Raw genomic sequence first — 25,993 nt, 5'->3', positions numbered from 1 at the left:
TTATGGCAAAGCAAGCAGCAATAGAACAGGATGGAACTATTATTGAAGCATTGTCTAATGCAATGTTTCGTGTAGAACTTGAAAACGGTCACGTTGTGACGGCCCACATCTCTGGGAAGATGCGTATGCATTACATTAAACTGTTACCTGGAGATAAGGTGAAACTGGAAATGAGTCCTTACGATTTAACTAAGGCTCGAATAACTTACAGATACTAAAAAGTAATTTTCAGCCTTTTATAAATTTTTTATACTTTTGCACTCTGAAAAATTTATGACGGCTAAAATTTCACCAGCAGGGTTAAACCTCTGCCGGAGAATTAAAAAGAGATAAGATGAAAGTTAGAGCATCAATAAAAAAGAGAAGTGCCGACTGCAAGATCGTTCGCAGAAAAGGGCGCCTTTACGTGATTAACAAAAAGAATCCTAGATTTAAACAAAGACAAGGCTAATTATGGCAAGAATTGCAGGGGTAGATATACCCAAACAAAAGCGAGGAGTTATAGCATTGACCTATATCTTCGGAATTGGCAGAAGCAGGGCTCAGGAGATACTTGCACAGGCTAAAGTAGATGAGAGTAAAAAAGTCTCAGATTGGGACGATGACGAGATCGGAAAGATCCGTGAAGCCGTTGGTCAATTTACAATCGAAGGAGAATTACGTACTGAGGTTCAAATGAGCATTAAACGTCTAATGGATATTGGATGTTACAGAGGTATTCGTCACAGAGCCGGATTACCTTTAAGAGGTCAGAGAACTAAAAACAACTCCAGAACCAGAAAAGGAAGAAGAAAAACAGTTGCTAACAAGAAAAAAGCGACTAAATAGTAAGTAGTATGGCAAAGAAAGCAAATCAAAAAGCCGGTAAAACTCAGAAGAAACGTAAAGTAATCGTTGAAGCAAACGGTGAAGCACACGTTACTGCTTCCTTCAATAACATCATTATTTCTCTTACCAATAAAAAGGGAGATGTTGTTGCATGGTCATCTGCAGGAAAAATGGGTTTTAGAGGATCTAAAAAAAATACTCCTTACGCTGCACAGCTAGCTGCTGAAGATGCTTCTAAAGTAGCTCACGAAGCTGGATTGCGTAAAGTGAAAGTATACGTAAAAGGTCCAGGAAACGGAAGAGAATCAGCGATAAGATCTATCCATAATAATGGTATAGAAGTAACTGAGATCATCGATGTTACTCCGCTTCCACACAATGGTTGTCGTCCACCAAAGAGACGTAGAGTTTAATAAATTTAATAATAGGAGAGGATTTAGATTATCGAAGGACTAATGCCTTAATTCATAATCCCTTTCTAAAACAACTATAGTAATGGCAAGATATACTGGTCCAAAAACTAAAATAGCCCGTAAGTTCGGTGAAGCTATTTTTGGAGACGACAAATCTTTCGAAAAAAGAAATTATCCTCCAGGACAGCACGGTAATAACCGTCGTCGTGGAAAAAAATCAGAATATGCTATCCAGTTAATGGAGAAGCAAAAAGCTAAGTATACCTACGGTATTCTTGAGCGTCAATTCCGCAACATGTTTGAAAAAGCAACCCGTGCCCAGGGAATTACTGGTGAGGTGCTTCTTCAACTTTGTGAATCCCGTCTGGATAATGTAGTGTACCGTATGGGTGTAGCGCCTTCTAGAAGAGCTGCACGTCAATTAGTAGGACACCGTCACATTACCGTTAACGGTGAATTAGTAAACATCCCTTCATACCACTTAAAAGCTGGTGATGTAGTTGGTGTTAGAGAAAAATCTAAATCACTTGCTGTAATTCAGGAATCATTATCAAACAACAGCAGTGTTTATGAATGGATCACCTGGAATTCTGAAAAGAAAGAAGGAACTTTCGTTGCAGTACCTGGAAGAGTCCAGATTCCTGAAAACATTAATGAACAATTTATAGTCGAATTATATTCGAAATAATAATTCACACAGAAGTCGAAATATGGCAATACTAAATTTTCAGAAGCCCGATAAAGTTATAATGATTGATTCAACCGATTTCGAAGGGAAATTTGAATTTCGCCCTTTGGAACCTGGATATGGATTAACCGTTGGTAACGCTTTAAGACGAGTGCTTTTATCTTCTTTGGAAGGTTTCGCGATCACTTCAGTTAGAATTGAAGGTGTAGATCACGAATTCTCTACCATCGCAGGAGTAGTGGAAGATGTAACCGAGATAATCCTTAACCTGAAACAGATCAGATTTAAAAGGCAGATCGATGAGATCGATAACGAATCGGTTACCATTTCTGTATCCGGAGAAGAGCAGTTAACTGCCGGTCACTTCCAGAAATTCATTTCAGGATTTCAGGTTCTTAATCCAGATCTTGTGATTTGTCACATGGATAAGAAAGTAAGTCTGAATATGGAAGTTACTATCGAGAAAGGTAGAGGTTACGTTCCGGCTGAAGAAAACAAGAAAGCCAATGCTCCTCTTGGAACGATATTCACAGATTCTATTTACACTCCAATCAAGAATGTAAAATATAGCATCGAGAATTATCGTGTGGAGCAGAAGACTGACTATGAAAAACTGGTATTCGAAATTATCAGTGATGGTTCTATTCATCCAAAAGATGCTTTAACCGAGGCTGCCAAGACATTGATTCACCACTTTATGTTATTCTCTGACGAGAGAATTACTCTGGAGGCTGATGAGATCGCTCAAACTGAAACTTATGATGAGGAGTCTCTTCACATGAGACAACTTCTTAAAACGAAGTTGGTAGATCTAGATCTATCAGTTAGAGCTCTTAACTGTCTAAAAGCTGCTGAAGTTGACACTCTTGGAGACCTTGTTTCTTACAACAAGAATGACTTGATGAAATTCAGAAATTTCGGTAAAAAATCACTTACTGAACTTGAAGAGCTTGTAAGCAATAAAGGTTTGAACTTTGGAATGGACCTTTCAAAATATAAATTAGATAAAGACTAGTCATCGAGTGAGTTTTAAATCACGACTGGAATTTTAAAATATAACAATAGCCATAATTTGCTCCTCAAAAAGAGTCGCAGCAAGATGGCGAAAATTAAAATGTCATGAGACACGGAAAGAAAATAAACCATTTAGGTAGACAAACTGCACATCGTAAGGCAATGCTTGCGAATATGGCATGTTCCCTAATTGAGCATAAACGTATCAACACTACGGTTGCTAAAGCGAAAGCTCTTAAAGTATTTGTAGAGCCATTAGTAACTAAGTGTAAAAACGATACTACTCACAACAGACGTCTTGTGTTTAGTAAGCTAAGAAGCAAAGAAGCGGTGAGTGAACTGTTTCGTGAGGTAGCTCCTAAAGTTGGAGATCGTCCGGGAGGATATACCAGGGTTATTAAACTTGGTAGTCGTCTTGGTGATGCTGCTGAAATGGCTCTTGTAGAACTTGTAGATTTCAATGAAACTTACAATGTTGGAGAGAAGCCTAAGAAGAAAAAGTCTACTCGTCGTGCTGGTAAGAAGAAAGCAGATGATACTGCTTCTACTGCACAGCCAAAAGATGCTTCTGCAAAAGAAACTAAAAAAGAAGAGCCAAAGGCTGAAGAGTCTAAAGCTGGAGAAAAAAAGGACGATAAAAAAGAAGAATAGTTATGATTCTTATTACCGCCTAAATTTTAAAAGGATAAACTTTAATAGTTTATCCTTTTTTTATACCCTTTGATTAAATTTGTCGCAACAACAACTATAACACAACTATGAAATATCAGGCTAAACGCAAAGCGATCATTTTATTAGAAGACGGAACTATTTTTTACGGTAAGGCTGTTGGAAATAAGGAAGGAAAAGCTACCGGAGAAGTTTGTTTCAATACCGGGATGACCGGGTACCAGGAGATCTTTACAGATCCATCCTATTACGGCCAGTTAATGGTTACTACCAATGCACATATTGGTAATTATGGCACCAATAAAGATGAAAATGAATCTGATGGTGCAAAGATCGCCGGGCTTATCTGTAAAAACTTTAGTTACACTCAATCCAGGCCTGCAGCAGATCAAACCCTGGAAAAATTTCTTGAAGAAAATAATATTTTTGCCATTTCAGATGTAGATACCAGGGCTTTGGTAACCTATATCCGCGAAAACGGAGCTATGAACGCGATAATATCTACAGATGTGGATGATATTGACGGACTTAAGAAAGAGTTGGAAAAAGTTCCCGATATGAATGGGCTCGAATTAGCTTCTAAAGTTTCAACCAAAGAGCCTTATTTCTACGGTAATGAAGATGCAACTTATAAGATCGCGGCGCTGGATGTTGGGATCAAAACTAATATTTTAAGGAATCTTGCAGAAAGGGACGCTTATATTAAAGTTTTCCCATACAATGCAACCTATGAGGATATGAAATCCTGGAATCCTGATGGATATTTTCTATCTAACGGTCCCGGGGATCCACAACCTCTGGATAGCGCGATTAATGTGACTAAAACGATCATTGAAAATGATCATCCGTTATTTGGTATTTGCCTGGGGCACCAAATCATAGCGATTGCCAATGGAATTGATACTTATAAAATGCATCATGGTCACAGGGGAATCAACCACCCGGTTAAGAATATGATTACCGGTAAAGGTGAGATCACTTCTCAAAACCATGGATTCTCTGTGGATAAATCTCAGACCGAAGCTCATCCAGATGTGGAAGTAACCCATATATGTCTTAATGACGGAACAGTTGGAGGGCTGGCTATGAAAAATAAAAATACCTTTTCTGTACAATATCACCCGGAAGCAAGTCCGGGGCCTCACGATGCTAGTTATCTGTTTTATGAATTCATTGACAGGATAAAATCTGTGAAAGCATAATTTTAAGAAGATTATAATTAAAAGCCGGAATTGTTTTTCCGGCTTTTTTATTGGATGTACTTAAAATAAAATTTGAATCATTAAGATAAAGGTCTAGCTTTATAAGGAGTAAGCTCTCTGCAATGAAAAGACTTATTTTGCTTATTTTCATTTTTAACAGGCTGGTCACTTTTGGCCAGGATGTCTCTACGAACAGCCAGTTCTCTTTGAATCTTCTGGCACCTTCTGCAGAATATGAAATAGCCATAGCAGAAAGATCTACCGTGAACTTAGACCTTGGGGTAGGTTTTGCCTATCACAGGTCATCCTATAGCGGCGAAGCTTTTGGTGTCTTTCCTGGGTTTGAGGTACAATACCGGCAATATTACAATTTTACGCAAAGAGCAGATAAAGGAAGAAAGATCTCAGAAAATAGTGCCAACTATATTGCGGGCATAGCTTCTATCACCGGCGGTAAGCCAATTATAGGAGATCTTGAGTATTCCAATGACTATGGCGTATTCATTGGTCCGGCATGGGGCCTGCAACGGGTATACTATAGTGGTTTCAAATTGAACCTGAATCTGGGGCTTGGTCTGGGATTTAATGAAGCGGAAGAAATATATTTCACCCCGTTATTTGGCCTTCAGCTGGGTTGGGTTATTATTAAATAAGGTTTAAACCATTAAATTAAATACAGCTTAACCCTGATATTCCTGAGATATAATCATCTATATGAAAATCTCGTATTTTCGAAAACGTTTTAGTTTCCATTTTTGTTATAAATGCTTTAAAACTAAAGCTCTCCCACTATATTTAACCTTTGTCTTTGTATCTTGCAGGTTGTTGAACTAACTATAAAAAAAAGATATAATGAGCGCTATTTTAGATATTCATGCACGTCAGATATTTGATTCAAGAGGAAATCCTACCGTAGAGGTAGATGTGATTACTGAAAATGGTATTCTGGGAAGGGCAGCCGTACCTTCAGGAGCCTCCACAGGTGAACATGAAGCAGTAGAACTTCGTGACGGTGGTAAGGACTATATGGGTAAGGGTGTTTTAAAAGCTATAGAGAACGTGAATGAAGAGATCGCCGACAGGCTTCTGGGATTTTCGGTTTTTGAACAAAATCTTATAGACCAGACCATGATCGATCTTGATGGTACCCCAAATAAATCAAAATTAGGAGCCAACGCAATTCTTGGTGTTTCTTTAGCTGTAGCTAAGGCTGCGGCCAATGAATTGAATATGCCTTTATACAGATACGTTGGTGGTGTAAGTGCAAATACGCTTCCGGTACCTATGATGAATATCATTAATGGAGGATCTCATAGTGATGCTCCAATAGCTTTTCAGGAATTTATGGTGATGCCGGTAATGGCAGATACATTTTCTCACGCCTTGAAAATGGGAACAGAAATTTTCCATAACCTTAAAAAAGTACTGCATGACCGTGGTCTGAGTACGGCAGTTGGTGATGAAGGTGGTTTTGCTCCAACCCTTGATGGTACAGAGGACGCTTTAGATACAATACTAAAAGCTATTAAAAATGCAGGGTATGAGCCGGGAAAACAGGTGATGATCGCTTTAGACTGTGCAGCTGCTGAGTTCTATGTAAATGGTAAATATGATTATACCAAATTTGAAGGGGATAAAGGAAAGATTAGAACCAGTGAGGAGCAGGCAGAGTATCTTGCTGAACTAGCTTCTAAATATCCTATTATTTCTATTGAAGATGGTATGGATGAGAACGACTGGGAAGGCTGGAAAGCTGTAACCGATAAAATTGGTGATAAGGTTCAGCTCGTTGGTGATGATCTTTTTGTGACCAATGTTGAAAGATTGGGAAGAGGTATAAAAGAAAATATTGCAAATTCCATTTTAATTAAAGTAAACCAGATTGGTACTTTAACTGAAACTATTGCGGCAGTAAATATGGCACATAATGCCGGATATACATCTGTTATGTCACACCGTTCCGGAGAAACGGAAGATAACACCATTGCAGATCTTGCGGTTGCTTTGAATACCGGGCAGATCAAAACAGGTTCGGCATCACGTAGTGACCGAATGGCGAAATACAATCAATTAATCAGAATTGAGGAAGAATTGGGAGATGTAGCTTATTATCCACAGGATAAGGCTTTTAAAATAAAGTAATTTCCACCATAGCTAAACTTAAAAAGCTCCTTCTTTAAAGGAGCTTTTTTTGTGAATTTATTTTAAATTCTGAGATTAACAATGATTTAATCAATTTCTCTGTGAATGCTCTGGCTTAATCATTAAATTCAGGCCATCAACTAATCACAACTTTTGAAACGCAAATTTTTATTTGTTGCCGCAGAAAATGATGGGATTCCGCGCTGTAAGGCTGGAGGGATGGGCGATGTAGTTCGTGACGTCCCGAGGCAGATTGCCTCCCGTGGAGATCTTGCTCATGTCATTACTCCATCATATTCCCGCCTCCATAATTCAGACGCCACAAAACTTACAGATGTACATTTTGTATTTAGAGGTGTTCCGCATAATGCTGAGATTTTCGAGGTAACAGGTAAAAAAGAGATCACAGGAATTAAACATTATGTTCTACATCATCCTGATATCAAGGCCGGAGATATAGCGCATATTTACTATAACGATCCAGACCAGCCGTTTTACACAGATGCGAATGTATTTTCTCTATTTTGCACCGCGGTGGCAGCAGCCATCAGGGATGATGCTTTTGGCAAGATCGATATCCTGCATTTACATGACTGGCATACCAGTATGCTTCTGTTTTTAAGAGAATTCAATCCTAGATTCCAAAATCTCAGAAACATTAGAATGGTCTATTCTATTCATAATCTGGCCATCCAGGGAATCAGGCCATTTGATAATAATTATTCCTCGGTGCAGGCATTTTTTCCAGATATTAACTATGACCGTGATAAACTATATGACCGCCGTTATCCCGATTGTATAAATCTAATGGCCGTAGGGATCAGGCTGGCAGATGCAGTTCATACCGTTTCACCTTCTTATAAGGAAGATATTCAGAAACCTAGCGACCCGCCGCATTTTATTGGAGGTGAAGGTCTGGAGGAGGATCTGCAGCAGGCAGAAAGGGAAGGTAGATTATTTGGAATTTTGAACGGGGCTAATTATTCAGATGTTACTCAGGTAGAAAAAGGCATTCTTTGGCGACAATGTGTTCGCAGGCTTTTTCGTTGGCTTCAGGAAGAAAAAAAGGATTATAAAGCTCATTATATGGCCCACACCGGTGAGAAGATCACCAGGTGGCAGGAGCATAAACCAGATTTTATCTGTACTAGTGTAGCCCGGCTTACCGAACAAAAGTTTTACTTTTTCAAAAAAGAACCTGGCCTGTTAAGAGGGCTTATGGAGAAGTTGCAAAAGGTAAATGGGGTTTATATTTTACTGGGAACCGGCGCTCCCGAATACGAAGAGATCTTCAGGGAAGCGAGTTATGAGTTCAAAAATTTTATATTTATTAATGCGCAATCAGAGAGCATAATAGATATGCTTTACCAGGAATCAGATTTATACCTTATGCCCAGCCAGTTTGAGCCTTGTGGGATAAGCCAGATGCTGGCGATGAGGAATGGCCAGCCATGTCTAGTGCATAATACCGGAGGCCTGAAGGATACAGTGCGTCATTTGGTAACGGGTTTCAGCTTTGATGGCGTTACCACAAAAGAAAAGATCGGTAATTTTTTAAGGGTTTTCTCAGATGCTGTAGATCTTTATTTTCAGGATCGCTCGGCCTGGAACGAAATAGCAGCTAATGCGCGTAAGGAAAGATTTACCTGGGAAAAGTCTGTAGATACTTATTATAAAGAACTTTATTCCCCGGTTTAAATGAAAACTATCCCCTTAATATGAGCTCCTCTTAAAACATCTGGGGGAACATAGAATATCATTTAGCCGCACTTATTTTTTCGAATTTTCTGTGATTCTTATTAAAACAGCTTCAAGTTATTGGTGTAATAAAGTTAAAATTTACGAAAACGGTATAAAACAGGGGTATTTCTGAAATTTCAATACCCAGCTTAAAATTATTTTAACAGTAAATTTCGTAATTTAGCAATCCTTAAAAATTAATCTAAAAGAATAAACTATAATATGTCTAAAACAGCGACACTCGAATTTGACGGAAAGAAATATGAGTTTCCCGTTACCGTGGGAACCGAAGATGAAATAGGGATAGATATTAAAAAACTTCGTGGAGAAGCAGGTCTCATCACGTTGGATCCCGGATTTAAGAATACTGGAAGCTGTGAGAGTGCTATCACGTTTTTAGACGGGGAAAAAGGTATTTTAAGATATCGCGGATATGCTATTGAGGATCTTGCCGAAAAAGCAGATTTTCTTGAGGTAGTATATCTATTGATCTTTGGAGAATTACCAAATAAAGAACAGTTAGAGAAGTTTAATAATGATATTAAAGAGCAATCTCATGTTGATGAGGAGATGAAGAAGATCCTTGACGGATTTCCGAAATCTGCGCACCCAATGGGAGTTCTTTCTTCTTTGACAAGTGCTTTAATTGCATTTAATCCATCTTCAGTAGATGTTTCTTCAGAAGAGGATATGTATAAGGCCATCGTTAAGATATTAGGTAAATTCCCGGTACTTGCTGCCTGGACTCTAAGAAAGAAAAACAGTCTTCCGCTTAATTATGGGGATGAAGATCTTGGATATGTAGAGAACCTGCATAAAATGATGTTCGAGAAGCCTAATAAGACTTATAGTGTGGATAAGGCGGTTATAGATGCCCTGGATAAATTATTGATCCTGCACGCAGATCATGAGCAAAACTGTTCTACGTCAACAGTAAGAATGGTAGGCTCTTCACATGCAGGTCTTTTCGCTTCTCTTTCTGCTGGAATTTCTGCACTTTGGGGACCACTTCATGGAGGTGCAAACCAGGCCGTAATAGAAATGCTTGAAAAAATAAAAGAAGATGGTGGTGATACGCACAAGTTTATGCAAAAGGCAAAGGACAAGGATGATCCTTTCCGTTTGATGGGCTTTGGTCACCGTGTATATAAAAACTTTGACCCAAGAGCTAAGATCATCAAGAAATCTGCAGATGAGGTGCTTGGTCAGCTAGGAATAGAAGACCCTGTTCTTGATATCGCAAAAGGTTTAGAAAAAGAAGCATTGGAAGACGATTATTTCGTTGAAAGAAAACTATATCCAAACGTAGATTTTTATTCAGGAATTATATACCGTGCACTAGGTATTCCGGTAGACATGTTCACCGTAATGTTTGCATTGGGTAGACTTCCGGGATGGATCGCACAATGGAGAGAGATGCGCTTAAAGAAAGAGCCAATCGGGCGTCCACGCCAGATATATGTAGGTGAAAATCACAGGGATTTCAAACCTCTGGGTAGCAGATAAGATCTGGTGCATCTTACAAATGAATAATTAAAAAAGCTTCATCTATGGATGGAGCTTTTCTATATTTGTCAAAATTTACGCAATGAATTTGCATATTAAGAATGAAACCTCAAAACTGAAAGCGGTAGTACTTGGAACTGCTGAAAGTATTGGTCCTATTCCCACTTTGGAGGAAGCATATGATCCAAAATCCAAGGAGCATATAATAGCCGGTACCTATCCCAAAGAAGAGGACATGGTAAAGGAGATCGAAGCAGTTGCGGCTGTTTTGAAAAAATATGATGTGGAGGTTTACAGGCCTAAAGTCATTCAGGATTACAACCAGATATTTACCAGGGATATTGCCTTTGTGATTGATGACAAGTTTATAAAATCGAATATTCTGCCCGACAGGGATCAGGAGATCGATGCGATAGAGCACGTCATGAAACAGATAAAACCTGAAAATATTATTACCCTGCCCAGGGAAGCTCATATCGAAGGAGGAGATGTAATGCCTATGGGAGACTATATTTTCGTAGGGACGTATAAAGGAAAGGATTACCGTGATTTCATCACTGCGCGAACAAATCTTAAGGCTGTAGAAGAGCTGGAGAAAATTTTTCCGGAGAAGAAGGTGATTTCATTCAGTTTGAAAAAGTCAAATTCAATTGCTAAAGACAATGCATTGCATTTAGATTGCTGTTTTCAGCCCGTAGGGAAAAATAAAGCGATCATCTATAAGGGAGGTTTTCTTATTGAAGAGGAATATGAATGGTTAATCAATTTCTTTGGAAGGGAAAATGTTTATGAGATCACCCGCGACGAAATGTATCACATGAACTCCAATATTTTCTCGATTTCTGAAGACGTGGTCATTTCTGAAAAAGGATTTACCAGGTTAAATAAATGGCTTAGAGAACAGGGCATAACGGTGGAGGAAGTGCCTTATGCTGAAATAGCTAAACAGGAAGGTTTATTGCGTTGTTCTACCTTACCTTTAATAAGAGAATAAATTTAAGACAATGAGGCAGATTACAGATACAATTTTGATGGTGAGGCCCGTTGGCTTCCGTATGAACGAGCAGACGGCGGTAAATAATTACTTTCAGCAGAAAATGGATAGTGATAATATCAATGAGATCGCAACCCAGGAGTTCGACATATTTGTTGGTAAACTAAGATCTGTTGGAGTAAATGTAATAGTGGTAGATGACGTTCCTGAAGATGATACACCAGACAGTATTTTTCCGAATAACTGGGTGTCATTTCACGAGAATGGTCAGGTTGCGTTATTCCCCATGTTCGCTGAAAACAGGAGAAAGGAGCGCAGGCTGCAATATTTTTCAGATCTCGAGGATGCGGGTTATAAGATTACCGATATTGTAGATTATACCATTGCAGAGGAAGATGATATATTTCTTGAAGGTACAGGAAGTTTGATCCTGGACAGGCAAAATGAGAAGGCATATTGTGCTATTTCTCCCCGTGCAGATGAAGATCTTTTGATTGAATTCTGTGAGGATTTTGAATTTACGCCGGTAATTTTTAATGCCTACCAAAGCGTAGAGGGGAAGCGCCTGCCGATATATCATACCAATGTTATTATGTGTATAGCCGAAGATTTTGCGGTTATTTGCTTGGATACTATAGATGATAAAAAGGAAAGAAAAAATGTCCTTAAACATCTTAAAATGGATGGCAAAGAAATCATCTCCATTTCTGAAAAACAAATGCATGAATTCGCCGGTAATATGTTACAGGTTCAGGGAGAAGGAGGAAAGAAATATCTTGTGATGAGCGCCCGGGCACATAGAAGTCTAACCGAAGATCAACTTGATAGAATTGAAAAACACTGTGAAATTCTAAGTTCAGAGATTAATGCCATCGAGACCTGTGGTGGTGGAAGTGCCAGATGTATGATGGCAGAAGTGTTCCTGCCCAAAGCTTAGAACTTTTCAGACCTTCTTCTATAGAGTTTTCTGCCGAACAGCATTATAATGATCAGGCTGAAAATTGCAAATGGCAATGAGCTAATAATAAGGAATTTTTGCATCGCGGTAAGTACATTGGAGTTTGGTTTGACATGGCCCAGTACAATGATCGCTTCGCAAAAAATCAATATTAAAATAGCCCAGGCTAGCCGAAATCTTTTCCGGGGCTCTTTCCTGCCATGATCTGTAAACATGCTCAAAACAAAAATGGCAGAATCCACTGAAGTGACGAGGAAGCTTATTAGTAGTACGATTACTATAAAGCTTGTAACTATTGGTAATGGATAATTTTCGAAGAAAATAAACATAGAGGTGAATACATTGCTAAATTCATTATTATAAACCTTCCATTTTTCAATTAGTTCAAACGCAGAAGTTCCAAAAACACTGAACCAGAAAAAACTTCCTAGAGAAGGGATCAGTAATACACCAAAGATCATCTCCCTTATTGTTCTGCCCCGGGAAATTCTGGCGATAAAAATACCGGTGAATGGAGCCCATGCCAGCCAGAATGCCCAGTAATAATAAGTCCAGTCTGTAAGAAATTTAACTCCCGGATCATAATCTCCAAAAGCAAGGCTCAGAGGAATAAAATCAACAATATAATGATAAAGAGAACTAAAAAAATTTAACAGGATTTCTGGGATATTTCCATATGCAAAAACAAATAAAAGCAGCAGGATGGTTATATAAATGTTCCAGTTAGAAATTCTCCTGATTCCTTTACTTACACCAGCCCAGGCAGATAAAAAAGCGAGGCTGCAAATCATGAAAACCAATCCCATATTTTGAATTAAGGAGCCTGGTTCTTTGGATTCTAAATGGCTTAGTCCACCCTCAATCTGGGTTGTTCCAAGACCAATCGCCGCGACAAGGCCAATAACAGTGGTGAGAATAGTAAGAATGTCTATGGTAGCCGGCAGAAAAGGTAACTTGCTAAAGCTGTTAAAACCGGAGCTTAACCTGATATCAGCTTTATCTACAAAAATGGAATATCCTATAACCAGGGCAAAGAGTCCGTAAAATGCCCAGGCGGTAAAGCCCCATTGATAGAAGGTGTATTCCAAAGAAATGATTTCGAGTGGTTCACCCGTTTCAATAGGCGGATTCAAAAACATATAAACCGGTTCCTGTACTGCACGTAGTAAAATGCCGGCTCCCATCCCTGCAGAATATAACATAGCGATCCAGGAAAGCCTGTCAAATTCGGGTGGGGAATTCCCTAACCTGATCCTGCCAAATTTTGAAATTGCTACTAAGAGCAAAAAAAGAACACAACCTAAGCCCAGCCACAGATAGAAAGTCCCAAAATAGTTTCTAACCCAAAGCGAAGTCTCTTCAATACTGTTGTAAAACTCATTGGTGAAAATAAAGATCAGTACAGAGCTAAGGATCAGTAATACTGCGGAGGTTAAAAAAACCTTGTTCTTAGTAAGTGAGTTGAAAGACAGCTTCAAATGGAATATTTCGTTTAATGAGTAGCTAGTCTTTTTTGTTGCCTTTGGCAATCCTGTTAATCATCCCTTCAAAAATAAAATAATGAAAGGGATACATGGAATACCAATAGGCCCGGCCTGCCAGGCCTTTTGGTCTAAAGGTGGCATTTTGATGCAGAACATTATTTTCATCAATTTTAAATTCGAGCCACGCTTCGCCAGGCACTTTCATTTCTGCAAACAACAATAATCGCTTTTCTTCTTTGTCGGCTAATAAAACCCTCCAGAAATCAAGCGAATCGCCGGCATATATTTTATTCGGGTGGGTTCTTCCTCTGCGTAAACCTACACCGCCAGCGAGTTTATCTAAATATCCGCGCACTTTCCACAACCAGTTTCCGTAATACCAGCCGGTAAGCCCGCCAATAGCCCATACTCTTTCCAGTGCGGCTTCAGGATCTTCAACCTTTACAGATTTTTTATCCTGCATGCATCCATATTTGGGTATTTGAATGTACCGGTTAAATTCTTTTTTAAACCTTCCGCTGCTCAGGGAGTCTTTCCAGCTTGAGACAACTTCGTTTTGCTCGATCTTGAAAAAAGCCATTTTTATCGCTTCTTTATATGGAATAAGCTCGATTCCCAGAATTTCTTGAAGCCGGGTGTCACTGGTGGTCACTTCAACAGACATGCTGTCTACCAGGTTTCGGGCAAGACTATAAGAAGTTGAGGTGACAAAATATAACCAGTAGGAACTTAATTTAGGCGATAGAAAAGGAACGCCGACGATCCATAATTTTAGTTTACGTACCTCGGCATACTGCTCCATCATTTCCTGGTAGGTCAATACATCAGGGCCTCCAACATCAAAAGATTTATTATAGCATTCTTCACGGCCTATAACCCCGGTGAGATATTGAATAATGTTTCTTATTGCGATAGGTTGACATTTGGTTTTGACCCATTTCGGGGTCACCATGACCGGTAGTTTTTCACATAGATCACGTATGATCTCAAATGAAGAGCTTCCTGAACCCACTATAATTGCTGCTCTAAGCACGGTCAATTTAAATTCACCCTTATACAGGATTTCTTCTACTGCTTTTCTTGATTTGAGATGTTTGGAAAGTTTTTCCTCGTTTATAATACCACTCAGATAGATAACCTGCTTCACAGTGGTTTCAGCCATCATTTTATTAAAATTCTCTGCGGCTTCTGCTTCCTGCTTATCAAAATCACTTGAGGAGCCGGTCATGGAGTGAATAAGGTAGTAGGCTACATCTATATTCTTGATTTTCTCAGCAGCTTTGTTGTCTTTCAGGAAATCAATTTCGACGATTTCTACTCTGTCCTTTAATTCTTCGTTGGAAGTAAACCTGTTTCGGTTTCTAACTGCGCAAACTATATCGTGTCCCTGCTCGATTAGTTGAGGTAGCAACCTCATTCCTATATAACCATTGGCACCGGTAAGTAATATGCGCATTTGAATAATTTGAATCTTAAATTAGAAATTAAATTCCTACTTTTCCCTCAGATTAATAAAAATTTATTAAATGAATAATGTATTGAAATTTGTCCTGCTTATCATAGGAATTGGATTAGTTGGATATGGAGTTTATGATCTAATGACCCCCGAATTTTCGATAGATGCCGGCCCACTTCAGGTAGAAGCGCATGGCGACAACACGCAGTCTTATGCGATGATCGTTTTTGGGCTACTTTCCCTGGTAGGCGGCCTGGCGTTTAATAAAAGATAAAGCGCTACTGCTATTCCTGTATAAGGAAAATTAAAGATCCTCTATTTGTGTAGGAGCATTATCAGACTTATAATCCATGATCTTTTTGAAGTATTTATGGATACCCGGTTTATCTGCTTTGACCTTTATAAAATGATGATCCTTATATATACTGTATTCTTCAGCTCTCCCTTTATAAATATTCAGTTTATAATAAGGAATGATCAGGGCGAAAGTTTCCAGTAAAGAGCGAAACATTACGATAATACCATTATTACGCATTTCAACATTACAAACATTGGCATTATTATCCAGTACTAACAAATTATGTATATCTATACTGGTATGGGTAATTTGCAATTTTGGAGAACCGGTCCCCTTAAGTTTTACCCTTTCTAACAAGGTAAAGGGTTTACCCACTTCGCGATTGATTTTGTCTGAAAGCGCCGGCCGATTATAGGAAATATTAATGAGCATAGCTTTTTTCCTAAATATAAGGATTTGAAGCTAAAGCCTGGCTCCCGAAACTTCATTTCTTTTTATCTTTGCGCACTTAATAACTGGAAATACGCTAAAAAGCAGAGGAAAATGAATATTGAACAAATTCTTGCATCTAAAGTAACTGAGGCTGTCAAAAAGCATTACGGGGTGGAACCTGAAAATATTGAATTTCAACCTACCCGTAAGGATTTTGAAGGCGATATCACTTTGGTGGTTTTCCCAATGCTAAAGCAACTGAAAACCAATCCGGCGCAGTTAGCTGAAAATATTGGTAAATATCTTGAAGCTGAGGTAAATGAGGTTGCGGGTTATAATGTAATCCAGGGCTTTCTGAATATCGTGATAAGCGACAAATATTACATCAACTTTTTTAACGATGTAAGGGATCGTGAAGATTTTGGTATCCTGCTTCCGCAAAGCGATGCTAGCGGAATTATGGTTGAATATTCTTCTCCAAATACTAACAAGCCCTTGCATCTTGGACATATTAGAAATAACCTTTTAGGATATTCTGTTTCTGAAATTCTGAAAGCTGCCGGTAACGAAGTTTACAAAGTGCAGGTGATCAATGATCGCGGGATTCATATTTGTAAATCTATGGTCGCCTGGCAGAAATTTGGTAATGGAGAAACTCCTGAGTCTACCGGATTGAAGGGCGATAAACTGGTTGGAAATTACTATGTGAAATTCGATCAGGAATACAAAAAAGAGATCGCTCAGCTTCAGGAGGAAGGTAAGTCTGAAGATGAAGCTAAAGCCCAGGCTCCAATTTTCTTGGAAGCCCAGGAAATGCTTAGAAAGTGGGAAGCGAACGATCCTGAAGTGGTGAAATTATGGTCTACCATGAACCAATGGGTTTATGACGGATTTGAAAAAACATACGATGCCCTTGGGGTTGATTTTGATAAGAACTATTACGAAAGCGAAACCTATCTTTTAGGGAAGGATAACGTTCAGAAAGGTCTCGAAGAAGGAGTTTTCTTCAAAAAAGAAGATGGTAGTGTCTGGATAGATCTTAGTGATGAAGGTCTTGACGAAAAGATCGTTCTTAGAAGTGATGGTACTGCAGTTTATATGACTCAGGATATCGGGACCGCGATCCAGAGATTTGCAGATTTCGATATTAACCAGATGGTTTATACTGTGGGTAATGAGCAGGAATATCACTTTAAAGTATTGTTCCTTATTCTCAAAAAGCTTGGATACGACTGGGCAGAATCTCTTTACCATTTAAGTTATGGAATGGTGGATCTTCCCAGCGGTAAGATGAAGAGCCGTGAAGGAACCGTTGTAGATGCAGATGATCTCATTAAAGAAATGGCTGAAACAGCCAGGAGTATTTCTGAAGACCTGGGTAAACTCGAAGGCTATACAGATTCTGAGAAAGAAGAACTGTATAGAATTATTGGCCTGGGGGCTCTTAAATATTATATACTAAAAGTAGATCCAAGAAAACGCATTCTGTTTAACCCGGAAGAGTCGGTTGATTTTCAAGGAAATACGGGGCCTTTCATCCAATATACTTATGCCAGGATTCAGTCTATTCTTAGAAAAGCTGAATTTGATACCACGACAGATCTTGCAGGAGATTTTAGTTTCCATGAAAAGGAAAAAGAATTGATAAAACAGGTGCAATTATTCCCGGAGACCATTGCCCTGGCCGCAGAGAACCATTCACCGGCGCTAATAGCTAATTATACCTATGATCTGGTCAAATCATTTAATTCATTTTATCAAAATGTACAGATTCTCGGGATCGAGAATGAAGAGGAAAAGGTTTTCAGGGTACAGCTGTCAGGATTGGTGGCGAATGTTATTAAATCGGCATTCAAGTTACTTGGAATAGAAGTTCCGGAGAGAATGTAAAAATGAATTCAGCATCTATATTGAAAAGAAATGAATTTTGGAAGATGAACTTTATACTTCAGCTTCAAATCATTAAATTTGCAACTCGCTGCTTTGCAGCAATGGAATAAAATCACAGGAAAGATTATGTTTGATAATTTAAGCGATAAGTTAGATAATGCCTTTCACGTCCTGAAGGGACATGGGCAAATTACAGAAATAAACGTTGCCGAAAGTCTTAAAGAGGTTAGAAGAGCGTTAGTTGATGCCGATGTTAACTATAAGATAGCCAAGGAATTTACCAATACAGTAAAGGAAAAAGCTCTTGGACAGAACGTTTTAACTACTCTTAAGCCAGGACAGTTGATGGTGAAGCTTGTTAAAGACGAGCTTACAGAATTGATGGGTGGTGAAGCAGAAGGTATTAATCTTTCCGGAAATCCTTCTATAATCCTGATGTCTGGTCTGCAGGGTAGTGGTAAAACCACTTTCTCTGGTAAACTGGCGAATTTCCTGAAAAACAAAAAGACCAAAAAGCCACTTTTGGTTGCCTGTGATGTTTACCGTCCGGCGGCGATCAACCAGTTACACGTAGTTGGAGAGCAGGTTGGTGTTGAGGTTTATTCAGACGAAGGAAATCAGGATCCCGTTTCCATTTCTAAAGATGCGATCGCTTATGCGAAAGAAAATGGGCATAATGTTGTGATTATTGATACCGCGGGTCGTCTTGCTGTAGACGAGGCGATGATGACCGAGATCTCAAATATTCATAAAGCAATACAACCACACGAAACCTTATTCGTAGTGGATTCCATGACTGGTCAGGATGCTGTAAATACCGCAAAGACCTTCAACGAAAGACTTAATTTCGATGGGGTGATCCTTACCAAGTTAGATGGTGATACCCGTGGTGGTGCCGCGATCTCAATTAAATCTGTAGTAAATAAACCTATCAAATTCATCGGTACCGGTGAAAAGATGGATGCGATCGATATTTTCTATCCTTCCCGTATGGCCGACAGGATTCTGGGGATGGGGGATGTGGTATCTCTTGTTGAAAGAGCACAGGAGCAATATGATGAAGAGGAAGCAAGAAAGCTTCAGAAAAAGATCGCTAAGAATGCTTTTGGATTCGATGATTTCCTAAACCAGTTGCAACAGATCAAGAAAATGGGATCTATGAAAGACCTTCTTGGAATGATCCCGGGCGCAGGAAAAATGCTGAAAGATGTGGATATTGATGATGATGCCTTTAAAGGAATTGAAGCTATTATTCATTCAATGACACCTGGAGAAAGAAGTGAGCCAAAGATCATAAATGCCAGCAGGAAAAAGAGGATCGCTAAAGGTTCCGGAACATCTGTTCAGGAAGTGAACCAGTTACTGAAGCAATTCAATCAAATGGGTAAAATGATGAAGATGATGCAAGGTGGCGGTGGCCGTAAAATGATGCAGATGATGAAAGGAATGCAGTAAATAAGTTAGCGGTCTAAGTTTACAGTAAGCAGTTCTTAAAAATTTTATATATGGATTTCAAATCCCTCAGGTCTTATCAGATTGCATTTGAATTGGCTATGAGAATTTTTGAAATTTCAAAGAGTTTTCCTGAAGAGGAAACTTATAGTTTAACCGACCAGATTTGTAGAAGTTCCAGGTCGGTTTGTTCTAATATAGCGGAAGCCTATAGAAAGAGGAATTATCCAAATCACTTCAAAAGTAAATTAAGCGATAGTGATTCTGAAAATGCAGAGACACAAAGCTGGTTGCACTTTGCCAGCGAATGTAGATATATCTCAAAATCTGAATTTGAGAATTTGATTATAAAAAGTGAAGAAGTTGGAAAGCTATTAAATTATATGATTAATAATCCCGGTAAATTTGGAGTTAAGGTAGAATAACTGCCAACTGCAACTGCCAACTGAATACTGAACAAAATGACAATTCTCGATGGTAAAAAGATTAGCAATGACATCAAAGATGAAATTGCTGCTGAGGTTACCAAAATCAAAAAACGTGGTGAAAAAGTTCCTCACCTTGCTGCAATAATTGTAGGAAAGGATGGGGCCAGTATGACTTACGTAAATAGTAAAGTTAAGGCTTGCGAAAGAGTGGGTTTTGAATCTTCGCTGTTTAGGCTGCCAAATACTGTTAGCGAACTGGAGTTGCTGGATAAGATCGAAGAACTCAATCAAAACGATGAGATCGATGGTTTTATAGTGCAGCTACCGTTGCCTCCTCAAATCAATACTCAGAAAGTTCTGAATGCCGTAGACCCAGACAAGGATGTGGATGGTTTCCATCCAACCAATTTTGGTAAAATGGCCTTGGATATGACCAGTTTCATCCCGGCTACACCCTTTGGGATCCTGGAGCTGTTGGAGCGGTATGATATTCCTACCAAAGGTAAACACACTGTGGTAATAGGTAGAAGTTATATTGTAGGTAGACCTATGAGTATCCTTATGGGTAGAAGTGGTTTTCCCGGTAATTCTACGGTAACCCTTACCCATGAATTTACCAAAAATATTACTCAGGTGACTTCACAGGCAGATATTATTATCATCGCTGTAGGCATTCCAGACTTTTTAAAAGGCGAAATGATCAAAGATGATGCAGTAATTATCGATGTTGGAATTACCAGGGTGCCAGATGATAATGCTGAAAGAGGATATATCATCAAGGGAGATGTGGACTTTGAAAATGTAAGTAAACGTGCTTCGTATATTACTCCAGTTCCCGGGGGAGTAGGACCAATGACGGTATCTATGTTGTTGAAGAATACTTTACTGGCCAGGGAGAGACATAAAAAAAGAGCGCTGGACGCAAAATTGACATAATTAAAAGGGCGGAATATTATTCCGCCCTTTTTATCTTTTACGCCTCCTGATGTTCCAGTTTCCAATCAAGATAGTTGTGCAGGTCAGATTCTATAAACCTTAATCCAAAAGTGAGTACTCCCAGATCATCGATATAGCCCAGGCCTGGTATAAAATCTGGAATAATATCCAATGGGTTCAGGATGTATAGAAAGGCGAAAGCAATAGTTGCGATCGTAAACCAGGGTACTTTAGTATATACTCCTTTACGGTAGTCTTTCAGCATCCCATACATTACTTTCCCAAGTTCACTATACTTCTTGAGCAAACCGGAATTATTGATCTTCTCATCGACTTCTTCTCTGCTGTCCATAGCAATGGTTACATCCTCGTCTTTGATCTTTGTAACTTCAGTTTTTACAAAGTCTTCATCTATTTCTTTTTTCCATTTTCCGAACATAATATGTGTTTTAATTTATAATCGTTGTTGTGAGTTTCCGTATTCCTTTTTGTAGATTTTAATGATTAGTAAAAATAGCGAGATCAACAGGGGACCAAAGATCAGGCCTATAAAACCAAACAATGGTACACCTACGATCACTCCGAATAAAGTGATAAGTGGATGAACGCTGGCCAGTCTTTCCAATACGTATAAGCGAATTATATTATCTGTAGAACCTACTACTACAAATCCATATATAAGCAAGGCGAAGGCCTGCCAGTCACTTCCCTGGGAAAAAAGCAGGATAGTAGCAGGAATAATACCTATGGCTGTACCTATAAATGGGATCATAGATCCAATCGCCGTGATTACGAACCAAAAAAAAGGATCTGGAACCCCAAAGATGAGAAACCCGATCAAGGCAATAATACCCTGAACAATTGCCACTAAGGGTATTCCCAGGGCATTAGACTTTACTAACTGGTTACTTTCTTCTCCAATGATTTTCAGATTATCTTTTCCCAGGGGAATATAATCTATCATGGTGTCGCGCATAGACTGCCTGTTTGTAAGCATATAGTATAACATGAAATACATAATACCTATCGCGATAAATGCATTAAAAGTACCTCCTGCGAGATTTTGAAGATTAGAAGAAACCCAGTTGGTTATTGAACTGGTATCTATACTGGAACTTAAATTATAACCAAGGTAGGTTTCAATATTATTAAGCTGGTCTTTAAGTGCGCTAAGAACTCTTTCTGAATTCGCAACCGCCTTACCAATTTTAGAGGTAAGCATAATTGCGATCAGGGAGACCGGTATGAGAATACCTACGAATGATGCAGCCATTAAAACAGCTGCTGCCAGATGAGGTTTCCAGCCTCTTTTCACCAATTTGTGCATCCAGTTCTTTAGAATGACATATAAGGTAACCGCACCTAATATTCCAGACAGATAAGGGATGACCTCCAGCACGATAAGAACCGTTAGGAAAAGAATAAGCAACAGGACAAAGATCTGCCGGACTAAAGACGGTTTAAGTCTGTTCATTTTATGGCTGGCTGGTTAAAAGAATTTAGGTTGCGAAAAGTTGATCCATATTTTTAAAGGCTTTGAATTCCAGGGCATTCCCAGAAGGGTCCTTGAAGAACATAGTAGCCTGTTCACCTGGCTTTCCTTCAAAACGTATATAGGGTTCTATGATGAAATCTATTTCCTTCCGTTTCAGCAATTTTGCGAATTCATGGAAAACATCCCACTGTAAAACCACTCCAAAATGCGGTACCGGAACATCTTTCCCATCAACTGGATTAGAGCTGGAATTCGCTGTTTCACCAGGCTCCTGATAGTGAATTACTAACTGATGCCCAAAGAAGTTAAAATCTACCCAGTGATCACTACTCCTGCCTTCGCCACAGCCTAGAGTTTCTTTATAAAATTTGCGGCAGGCTTCAAGATCTGAAACTGGAATAGCCAGGTGAAATGGTTGTATTTTCATGGTTGGTTAAATCAGATGATAATAAATATATGATAAAAACTCAATACTTGGATCAGCTAAAATTAACAAGAACCCTAGAAAGTTTAACCCCCGTTTGCGCTAATTCTCTGTTAAGATTTGGGTTTACGGGGCCTCTTTCCTCTTGACGAATTTTGATTTCTATGGTTTTCCAGAACCGAACCCTCTTCTGTTTTAGTAGATTCTCCCAGAAGATTATTGATGGTTTCTAATTCTTCTTTAGTGAGATCACGCCAATCTCCAACCGGAATGTCCAGGGTGACATTCATAATACGTATTCTTTTCAGGGACGTAACTTCGTAGCCTAAAAATTCGCACATACGTCTGATCTGCCTGTTCAAACCCTGGGTTAAAATGATCCTGAAAGTATGTTTGCTCAGTTTTTCAACTTCACATTCCCGGGTTACAGTATCAAGTATAGGAATACCAGCCGACATTTTTCTAATAAAATCATTGGTTATAGGTTTATTAACTGAAACCACGTATTCCTTTTCATGATTATTCCTGGCGCGAAGTATTTTGTTAACAATATCTCCGTCATTGGTAAGAAATATCAATCCTTCGCTGGGTTTATCCAGACGGCCAATAGGAAAGATCCTTTTTGGATAATTTATGTAATCAATAATATTGTCTTTTTCAACTCTGGTGTCTGTGGTGCATACTATTCCCACCGGTTTGTTGAAAGCGAGATAAATATTGGGTTCCTTTAATTCTTCTTTAGATACAGGTTGACCGTCGACCTTAACCAGGTCTCCAGGAGTTACTTTAGTTCCCATTTCTGGAACCTTGTCGTTAATAGTAATTCTTCCCTGATCGATAAGCTTATCTGCTTCCCTTCTCGAGCAATAACCTAACTGACTTAAATACTTGTTTATTCGAACTTCTTCTGCCATAAATTCTATTCTGCTGTAAAGATACGAGATATGATTCTGAGTGCCGAAAATGAAAAAAATTAAAAAAATTAAAAACTCAGGCAACCTTTTGTAACTTTCAGACGTCTATATAAATAGAAGACCTTGTGAAAATGGTAAAAGTAATACAGCTTTTTAAAAATGAATCCTCTTTGATCAAAAGAGCTTCTGCGGGTAACCGGGATGCTCAGCAAAGATTGTATGAAATGCATTCTCCAAAGATGTTGAGTGTTTGCCGGCAGTATATAAAAGATATGCACCACGCAGAAGACACTATGCTAAAGGGGTTTTTCAAGGTTTTCAAACATTTGAAGGATTTTAAAGGAGAAGGAAATTTTGAAGGCTGGATAAGAAAGATCATGATAAGAGAATCCATTTCTTTTTTAAGACAGCATAAGGAGTTGGAATTTCAGGAAGATATGACCAACGAGTCCAGCGAAGTCTTCAATAATATAAATTCTGAAATGGATGTGGCCGAGATACAAAGTTTAATAGATGCTTTACCGGAAGGTTATAAAATGGTATTTATAATGTATGCGGTTGAAGGGTATAAGCATTCTGAAATTGCGAAAATGCTTGATATTACCGAAGGGACTTCAAAATCCCAGTTGTTTAAAGCTCGTAAGATGCTTCAGGAAAAATTAAAAACACTTAATTCATCAGTTTATGGCACCAGTTAAATTTGAAGAGCACGTAAGGGAGAAGCTGAATGAGAGAGAAATTCAGCCATCGGGAGACAGTTGGGAACGGCTGAGTGCATCGATGGACCAAGAATCCAACAAAAAGTCCAGGTTTAAAATCTGGTGGTATGCCGCAGCAGTATTGCTGGTTATATTAACCGGCGGGATTTTCAGGAGTCTTCAAACTGTCGAAAAATCCCCGGTATTTGTGGAGCAGCCTTCAGAGAAATCAAAAGATAATATTGAAAATACAAGGGATTTTATTACACCCGTGCACGAATCTCAGATAGCCGCTGAAGAAAAGGAATTGGTTCCTGCCATTAATAAACAAGAGTCTTCGGGTTCAGATAAACCCTCAGTTCCAGGGAAAACTAAAATGCAAAATAGAACGGGAAAAGATGTTTTAATAGCTAATCGCAGGGAAATTGCAACGATTGAAATCCCGGAACCTCAAACAGCACATAATGAACTCCAGCTGGAAAATTTCAGGAATGAAGAAATTAAAATTGTTATTCAACAAAATATGTCTTCAGAGGCAAAGGCCGAAGCCCTGCTTGCACAGGCTATGAAAGGATTGGAAAGGTCTAATATTGGATCTAGAGATATTGAAGCCATGGCTAATAATTTGCTGGATGAAGCAGAAGAAGACCTCGACCAGTCTTTTAGAAGAGAAGTTTTTGAGATCATGAAAGAAAAATTCATACAGGCCAAAGATGCTATAGTTACCAGGAACGATTAATCAATTATTTATTAATAAATCCCTTTAGGGTCATTCATCAATCACATGCTGAAGTGGAAGCTTTATGCCAAAACTGAAGCATATTTAAAACTAATCTAACATGAGAACACTATTTTTTTATCTAACTCTCGCAGCTTTTACTTTAAGCGTTCAATTAGCAAATGCACAGGCTACAGACAGCATTAAGCAATCAGAAAAATATGATGTGCTGGAGCAAAAACGGGAGCAGATCAGGAAAACTGAAAAAGAAAAACTCAAGTATAAAATTGAGCGGTATGAAGCGCAGGTTGAAAGAGGGGAAATCACACAGGAAGAAGCTGAAAAATTAATGGCTGAAGCTGCAGAGTTTCACGCTTTGAATATTAAAAACAAAATTGCGATCCTGGAAAATGAATTTGAGTACGAATCCAGGAATGAACATGGTTCCGGATACATTGCTTTAAGTGAAGATGGTATAAGTATTAAGGTAAATACTGAAAGAGAAAAGCAGTACGATAAACGGACAATAAGTGATATGGTTATTGCCGTAGGATTTAATAACGCCCTTTCTGAAGGACAGTCTTTAAACGATTCTGATTTTAAACTTGCAGGCAGTCGTTTTTTTGAAATTGGCTGGGCCTGGAAAACCAGGGTTTTCGATAACTCTAACTGGCTGAGATTTAAGTACGGATTTTCTTTTCAGTTTAACGGTTTAAAACCTACCGATAACCGCTTTTTTGTCGAAGAGGACGGAATAGTTTCTCTTCAGGAATTTGAATATGATCTGGATAAATCCAAATTCAGAATGGATAACCTGGTAGTTCCGGTTCACTTTGAATTTGGACCTTCAAAAAAGAAAGTGACTGAAAATACGGTGCGATATTCTACAGACGGTAAACTGAAGATTGGTCTTGGAGGCTTTGCAGGTTTCAATATTGGAGAGCGCCAGAAACTCAAGTATGAAATCGATGGAGAAAAGCAGAAAGATAAATTGAAAGGGGATTACGCCACCAACGATTTTGTATATGGTTTAAGTGGATATCTTGGCTGGGGTGGAGCCACACTTTATGCAAAATATGATCTGAATCCAATCTTTAAATCTCCAAATACAGAACTACACAATTTTTCTGTAGGATTAAGATTCGATGTGGATTAAAATATTTTGAATTAGCCACAAAATATCAATTATTAAAAAAGTCTTTGAAAGAAGACTT

At 38.7% G+C, this 25,993-nt stretch carries 29 protein-coding genes; 22 read left to right on the top strand and 7 right to left on the bottom strand.

Annotated features, from left to right (window positions below; translation table 11 throughout):
• Window positions 1-2: 2 nt before the first annotated feature.
• The 14 genes from infA to ctlX all read left to right on the top strand — a co-directional run bounded on the left by infA (window position 3) and on the right by ctlX (window position 12,133).
• On the top strand, window positions 3-218 hold the full coding sequence (gene infA, locus FGM01_RS09740; protein WP_011710675.1) for a translation initiation factor IF-1: 216 nt from the start codon (window positions 3-5) through the stop codon (window positions 216-218).
• A gap of 116 nt (window positions 219-334) precedes the next feature.
• Window positions 335-451 (top strand): type B 50S ribosomal protein L36, encoded by a 117-nt coding sequence (gene ykgO, locus FGM01_RS09735; protein ID WP_010519235.1) that lies wholly within the window; start codon window positions 335-337, stop codon window positions 449-451.
• 2 nt (window positions 452-453) lie between these two features.
• Window positions 454-828, top strand: a complete 375-nt coding sequence (rpsM, locus tag FGM01_RS09730; RefSeq protein WP_089666516.1) for a 30S ribosomal protein S13 — start codon at window positions 454-456, stop codon at window positions 826-828.
• An 8-nt stretch (window positions 829-836) separates the two neighbouring features.
• Window positions 837-1,241, top strand: a complete 405-nt coding sequence (gene rpsK / locus FGM01_RS09725; RefSeq protein WP_143410980.1) for a 30S ribosomal protein S11 — start codon at window positions 837-839, stop codon at window positions 1,239-1,241.
• Window positions 1,242-1,323: 82 nt separating this feature from the next.
• Window positions 1,324-1,929, top strand: a complete 606-nt coding sequence (rpsD, locus tag FGM01_RS09720; protein ID WP_143410979.1) for a 30S ribosomal protein S4 — start codon at window positions 1,324-1,326, stop codon at window positions 1,927-1,929.
• A 22-nt stretch (window positions 1,930-1,951) separates the two neighbouring features.
• Window positions 1,952-2,944: a DNA-directed RNA polymerase subunit alpha gene (locus FGM01_RS09715; RefSeq protein ID WP_143410978.1), complete on the top strand. Its 993-nt coding sequence runs from the start codon at window positions 1,952-1,954 to the stop codon at window positions 2,942-2,944.
• Between the two features lie 104 nt (window positions 2,945-3,048).
• Entirely contained in the window at window positions 3,049-3,594 is a 546-nt protein-coding gene (gene rplQ, locus FGM01_RS09710; RefSeq protein WP_143410977.1) for a 50S ribosomal protein L17, read from the top strand.
• Window positions 3,595-3,701: 107 nt separating this feature from the next.
• On the top strand, window positions 3,702-4,814 hold the full coding sequence (gene carA, locus FGM01_RS09705) for a glutamine-hydrolyzing carbamoyl-phosphate synthase small subunit (protein ID WP_143410976.1): 1,113 nt from the start codon (window positions 3,702-3,704) through the stop codon (window positions 4,812-4,814).
• A 122-nt stretch (window positions 4,815-4,936) separates the two neighbouring features.
• Window positions 4,937-5,467 (top strand): hypothetical protein, encoded by a 531-nt coding sequence (locus FGM01_RS09700; RefSeq protein ID WP_143410975.1) that lies wholly within the window; start codon window positions 4,937-4,939, stop codon window positions 5,465-5,467.
• A 199-nt stretch (window positions 5,468-5,666) separates the two neighbouring features.
• Entirely contained in the window at window positions 5,667-6,956 is a 1,290-nt protein-coding gene (gene eno, locus FGM01_RS09695) for a phosphopyruvate hydratase (RefSeq protein WP_143410974.1), read from the top strand.
• A 153-nt stretch (window positions 6,957-7,109) separates the two neighbouring features.
• Window positions 7,110-8,654 (top strand): glycogen synthase, encoded by a 1,545-nt coding sequence (locus FGM01_RS09690; protein WP_143410973.1) that lies wholly within the window; start codon window positions 7,110-7,112, stop codon window positions 8,652-8,654.
• A gap of 264 nt (window positions 8,655-8,918) precedes the next feature.
• On the top strand, window positions 8,919-10,202 hold the full coding sequence (locus FGM01_RS09685; RefSeq protein ID WP_143410972.1) for a citrate synthase: 1,284 nt from the start codon (window positions 8,919-8,921) through the stop codon (window positions 10,200-10,202).
• A gap of 82 nt (window positions 10,203-10,284) precedes the next feature.
• A complete protein-coding gene (locus FGM01_RS09680) occupies window positions 10,285-11,196 on the top strand; it encodes a dimethylarginine dimethylaminohydrolase family protein (RefSeq protein WP_143410971.1) in 912 nt (303 codons plus the stop codon).
• Between the two features lie 10 nt (window positions 11,197-11,206).
• Window positions 11,207-12,133 carry a citrulline utilization hydrolase CtlX gene (gene ctlX, locus FGM01_RS09675; protein WP_143410970.1) on the top strand — a complete coding sequence of 309 codons (927 nt, stop codon included), beginning with the start codon at window positions 11,207-11,209 and terminating at the stop codon, window positions 12,131-12,133.
• On the opposite strand, the gene FGM01_RS09670 is transcribed toward ctlX, so the two are convergent.
• Both FGM01_RS09670 and FGM01_RS09665 read right to left on the bottom strand, forming a co-directional pair.
• A complete protein-coding gene (locus FGM01_RS09670) occupies window positions 12,130-13,632 on the bottom strand; it encodes a BCCT family transporter (protein WP_143410969.1) in 1,503 nt (500 codons plus the stop codon). The two genes, ctlX and FGM01_RS09670, sit on opposite strands and share 4 nt — an antisense overlap.
• Before the next feature lie 25 nt (window positions 13,633-13,657).
• Window positions 13,658-15,094: an SDR family oxidoreductase gene (locus FGM01_RS09665; RefSeq protein WP_143410968.1), complete on the bottom strand. Its 1,437-nt coding sequence runs from the start codon at window positions 15,092-15,094 to the stop codon at window positions 13,658-13,660.
• 70 nt (window positions 15,095-15,164) lie between these two features.
• On the opposite strand from FGM01_RS09665, the gene FGM01_RS09660 reads away from it, so the two are divergent.
• Window positions 15,165-15,368 carry a hypothetical protein gene (locus FGM01_RS09660; RefSeq protein ID WP_143410967.1) on the top strand — a complete coding sequence of 68 codons (204 nt, stop codon included), beginning with the start codon at window positions 15,165-15,167 and terminating at the stop codon, window positions 15,366-15,368.
• 30 nt (window positions 15,369-15,398) lie between these two features.
• Here FGM01_RS09660 and FGM01_RS09655 read toward each other — a convergent pair whose 3' ends face one another.
• The gene (locus FGM01_RS09655; RefSeq protein ID WP_143410966.1) at window positions 15,399-15,824 is read right to left on the bottom strand and encodes a hypothetical protein; all 426 of its coding nucleotides are present in this window, start codon (window positions 15,822-15,824) and stop codon (window positions 15,399-15,401) included.
• 111 nt (window positions 15,825-15,935) lie between these two features.
• On the opposite strand from FGM01_RS09655, the gene argS reads away from it, so the two are divergent.
• From argS to FGM01_RS09635, 4 genes are all read left to right on the top strand, one after another.
• Window positions 15,936-17,714, top strand: a complete 1,779-nt coding sequence (gene argS / locus FGM01_RS09650) for an arginine--tRNA ligase (protein WP_143410965.1) — start codon at window positions 15,936-15,938, stop codon at window positions 17,712-17,714.
• Between the two features lie 126 nt (window positions 17,715-17,840).
• On the top strand, window positions 17,841-19,169 hold the full coding sequence (ffh, locus tag FGM01_RS09645) for a signal recognition particle protein (RefSeq protein ID WP_143411063.1): 1,329 nt from the start codon (window positions 17,841-17,843) through the stop codon (window positions 19,167-19,169).
• Between the two features lie 50 nt (window positions 19,170-19,219).
• Window positions 19,220-19,591 (top strand): four helix bundle protein, encoded by a 372-nt coding sequence (locus FGM01_RS09640; protein ID WP_143410964.1) that lies wholly within the window; start codon window positions 19,220-19,222, stop codon window positions 19,589-19,591.
• 36 nt (window positions 19,592-19,627) lie between these two features.
• Window positions 19,628-20,530 (top strand): bifunctional 5,10-methylenetetrahydrofolate dehydrogenase/5,10-methenyltetrahydrofolate cyclohydrolase, encoded by a 903-nt coding sequence (locus FGM01_RS09635; protein WP_143410963.1) that lies wholly within the window; start codon window positions 19,628-19,630, stop codon window positions 20,528-20,530.
• A 37-nt stretch (window positions 20,531-20,567) separates the two neighbouring features.
• On the opposite strand, the gene FGM01_RS09630 is transcribed toward FGM01_RS09635, so the two are convergent.
• The 4 genes from FGM01_RS09630 to rluF all read right to left on the bottom strand — a co-directional run bounded on the left by FGM01_RS09630 (window position 20,568) and on the right by rluF (window position 23,363).
• Window positions 20,568-20,969 carry a YkvA family protein gene (locus FGM01_RS09630; protein ID WP_143410962.1) on the bottom strand — a complete coding sequence of 134 codons (402 nt, stop codon included), beginning with the start codon at window positions 20,967-20,969 and terminating at the stop codon, window positions 20,568-20,570.
• 15 nt (window positions 20,970-20,984) lie between these two features.
• Window positions 20,985-22,004 (bottom strand): AI-2E family transporter, encoded by a 1,020-nt coding sequence (locus FGM01_RS09625; RefSeq protein ID WP_143410961.1) that lies wholly within the window; start codon window positions 22,002-22,004, stop codon window positions 20,985-20,987.
• Between the two features lie 25 nt (window positions 22,005-22,029).
• Complete coding sequence (locus FGM01_RS09620) at window positions 22,030-22,452, bottom strand: VOC family protein (RefSeq protein WP_143410960.1); 423 nt, start codon at window positions 22,450-22,452, stop codon at window positions 22,030-22,032.
• Window positions 22,453-22,562: 110 nt separating this feature from the next.
• A complete protein-coding gene (rluF, locus tag FGM01_RS09615) occupies window positions 22,563-23,363 on the bottom strand; it encodes a 23S rRNA pseudouridine(2604) synthase RluF (protein WP_143410959.1) in 801 nt (266 codons plus the stop codon).
• A 131-nt stretch (window positions 23,364-23,494) separates the two neighbouring features.
• Here rluF and FGM01_RS09610 point away from each other — a divergent pair, with 131 nt between their 5' ends.
• The 3 genes from FGM01_RS09610 (at window position 23,495) to FGM01_RS09600 (ending at window position 25,935) form a co-directional block, all read left to right on the top strand.
• Window positions 23,495-24,061, top strand: coding sequence for an RNA polymerase sigma factor (locus FGM01_RS09610; protein ID WP_143410958.1), 567 nt, complete (start codon window positions 23,495-23,497; stop codon window positions 24,059-24,061).
• Window positions 24,048-24,800, top strand: a complete 753-nt coding sequence (locus FGM01_RS09605) for a hypothetical protein (protein ID WP_143410957.1) — start codon at window positions 24,048-24,050, stop codon at window positions 24,798-24,800. Before FGM01_RS09610 ends, FGM01_RS09605 begins: the two co-directional genes overlap by 14 nt.
• Window positions 24,801-24,900: 100 nt before the next feature.
• Window positions 24,901-25,935 (top strand): porin family protein, encoded by a 1,035-nt coding sequence (locus FGM01_RS09600; protein ID WP_143410956.1) that lies wholly within the window; start codon window positions 24,901-24,903, stop codon window positions 25,933-25,935.
• Window positions 25,936-25,993: the final 58 nt, after the last annotated feature.

The sequence above is a fragment of the Christiangramia sabulilitoris genome, assembly GCF_007050985.1.
GTDB classification, from domain to species: Bacteria; Bacteroidota; Bacteroidia; order Flavobacteriales; family Flavobacteriaceae; genus Christiangramia; species Christiangramia sabulilitoris.
This window is presented reverse-complemented; position numbering and strand designations above follow the sequence as displayed.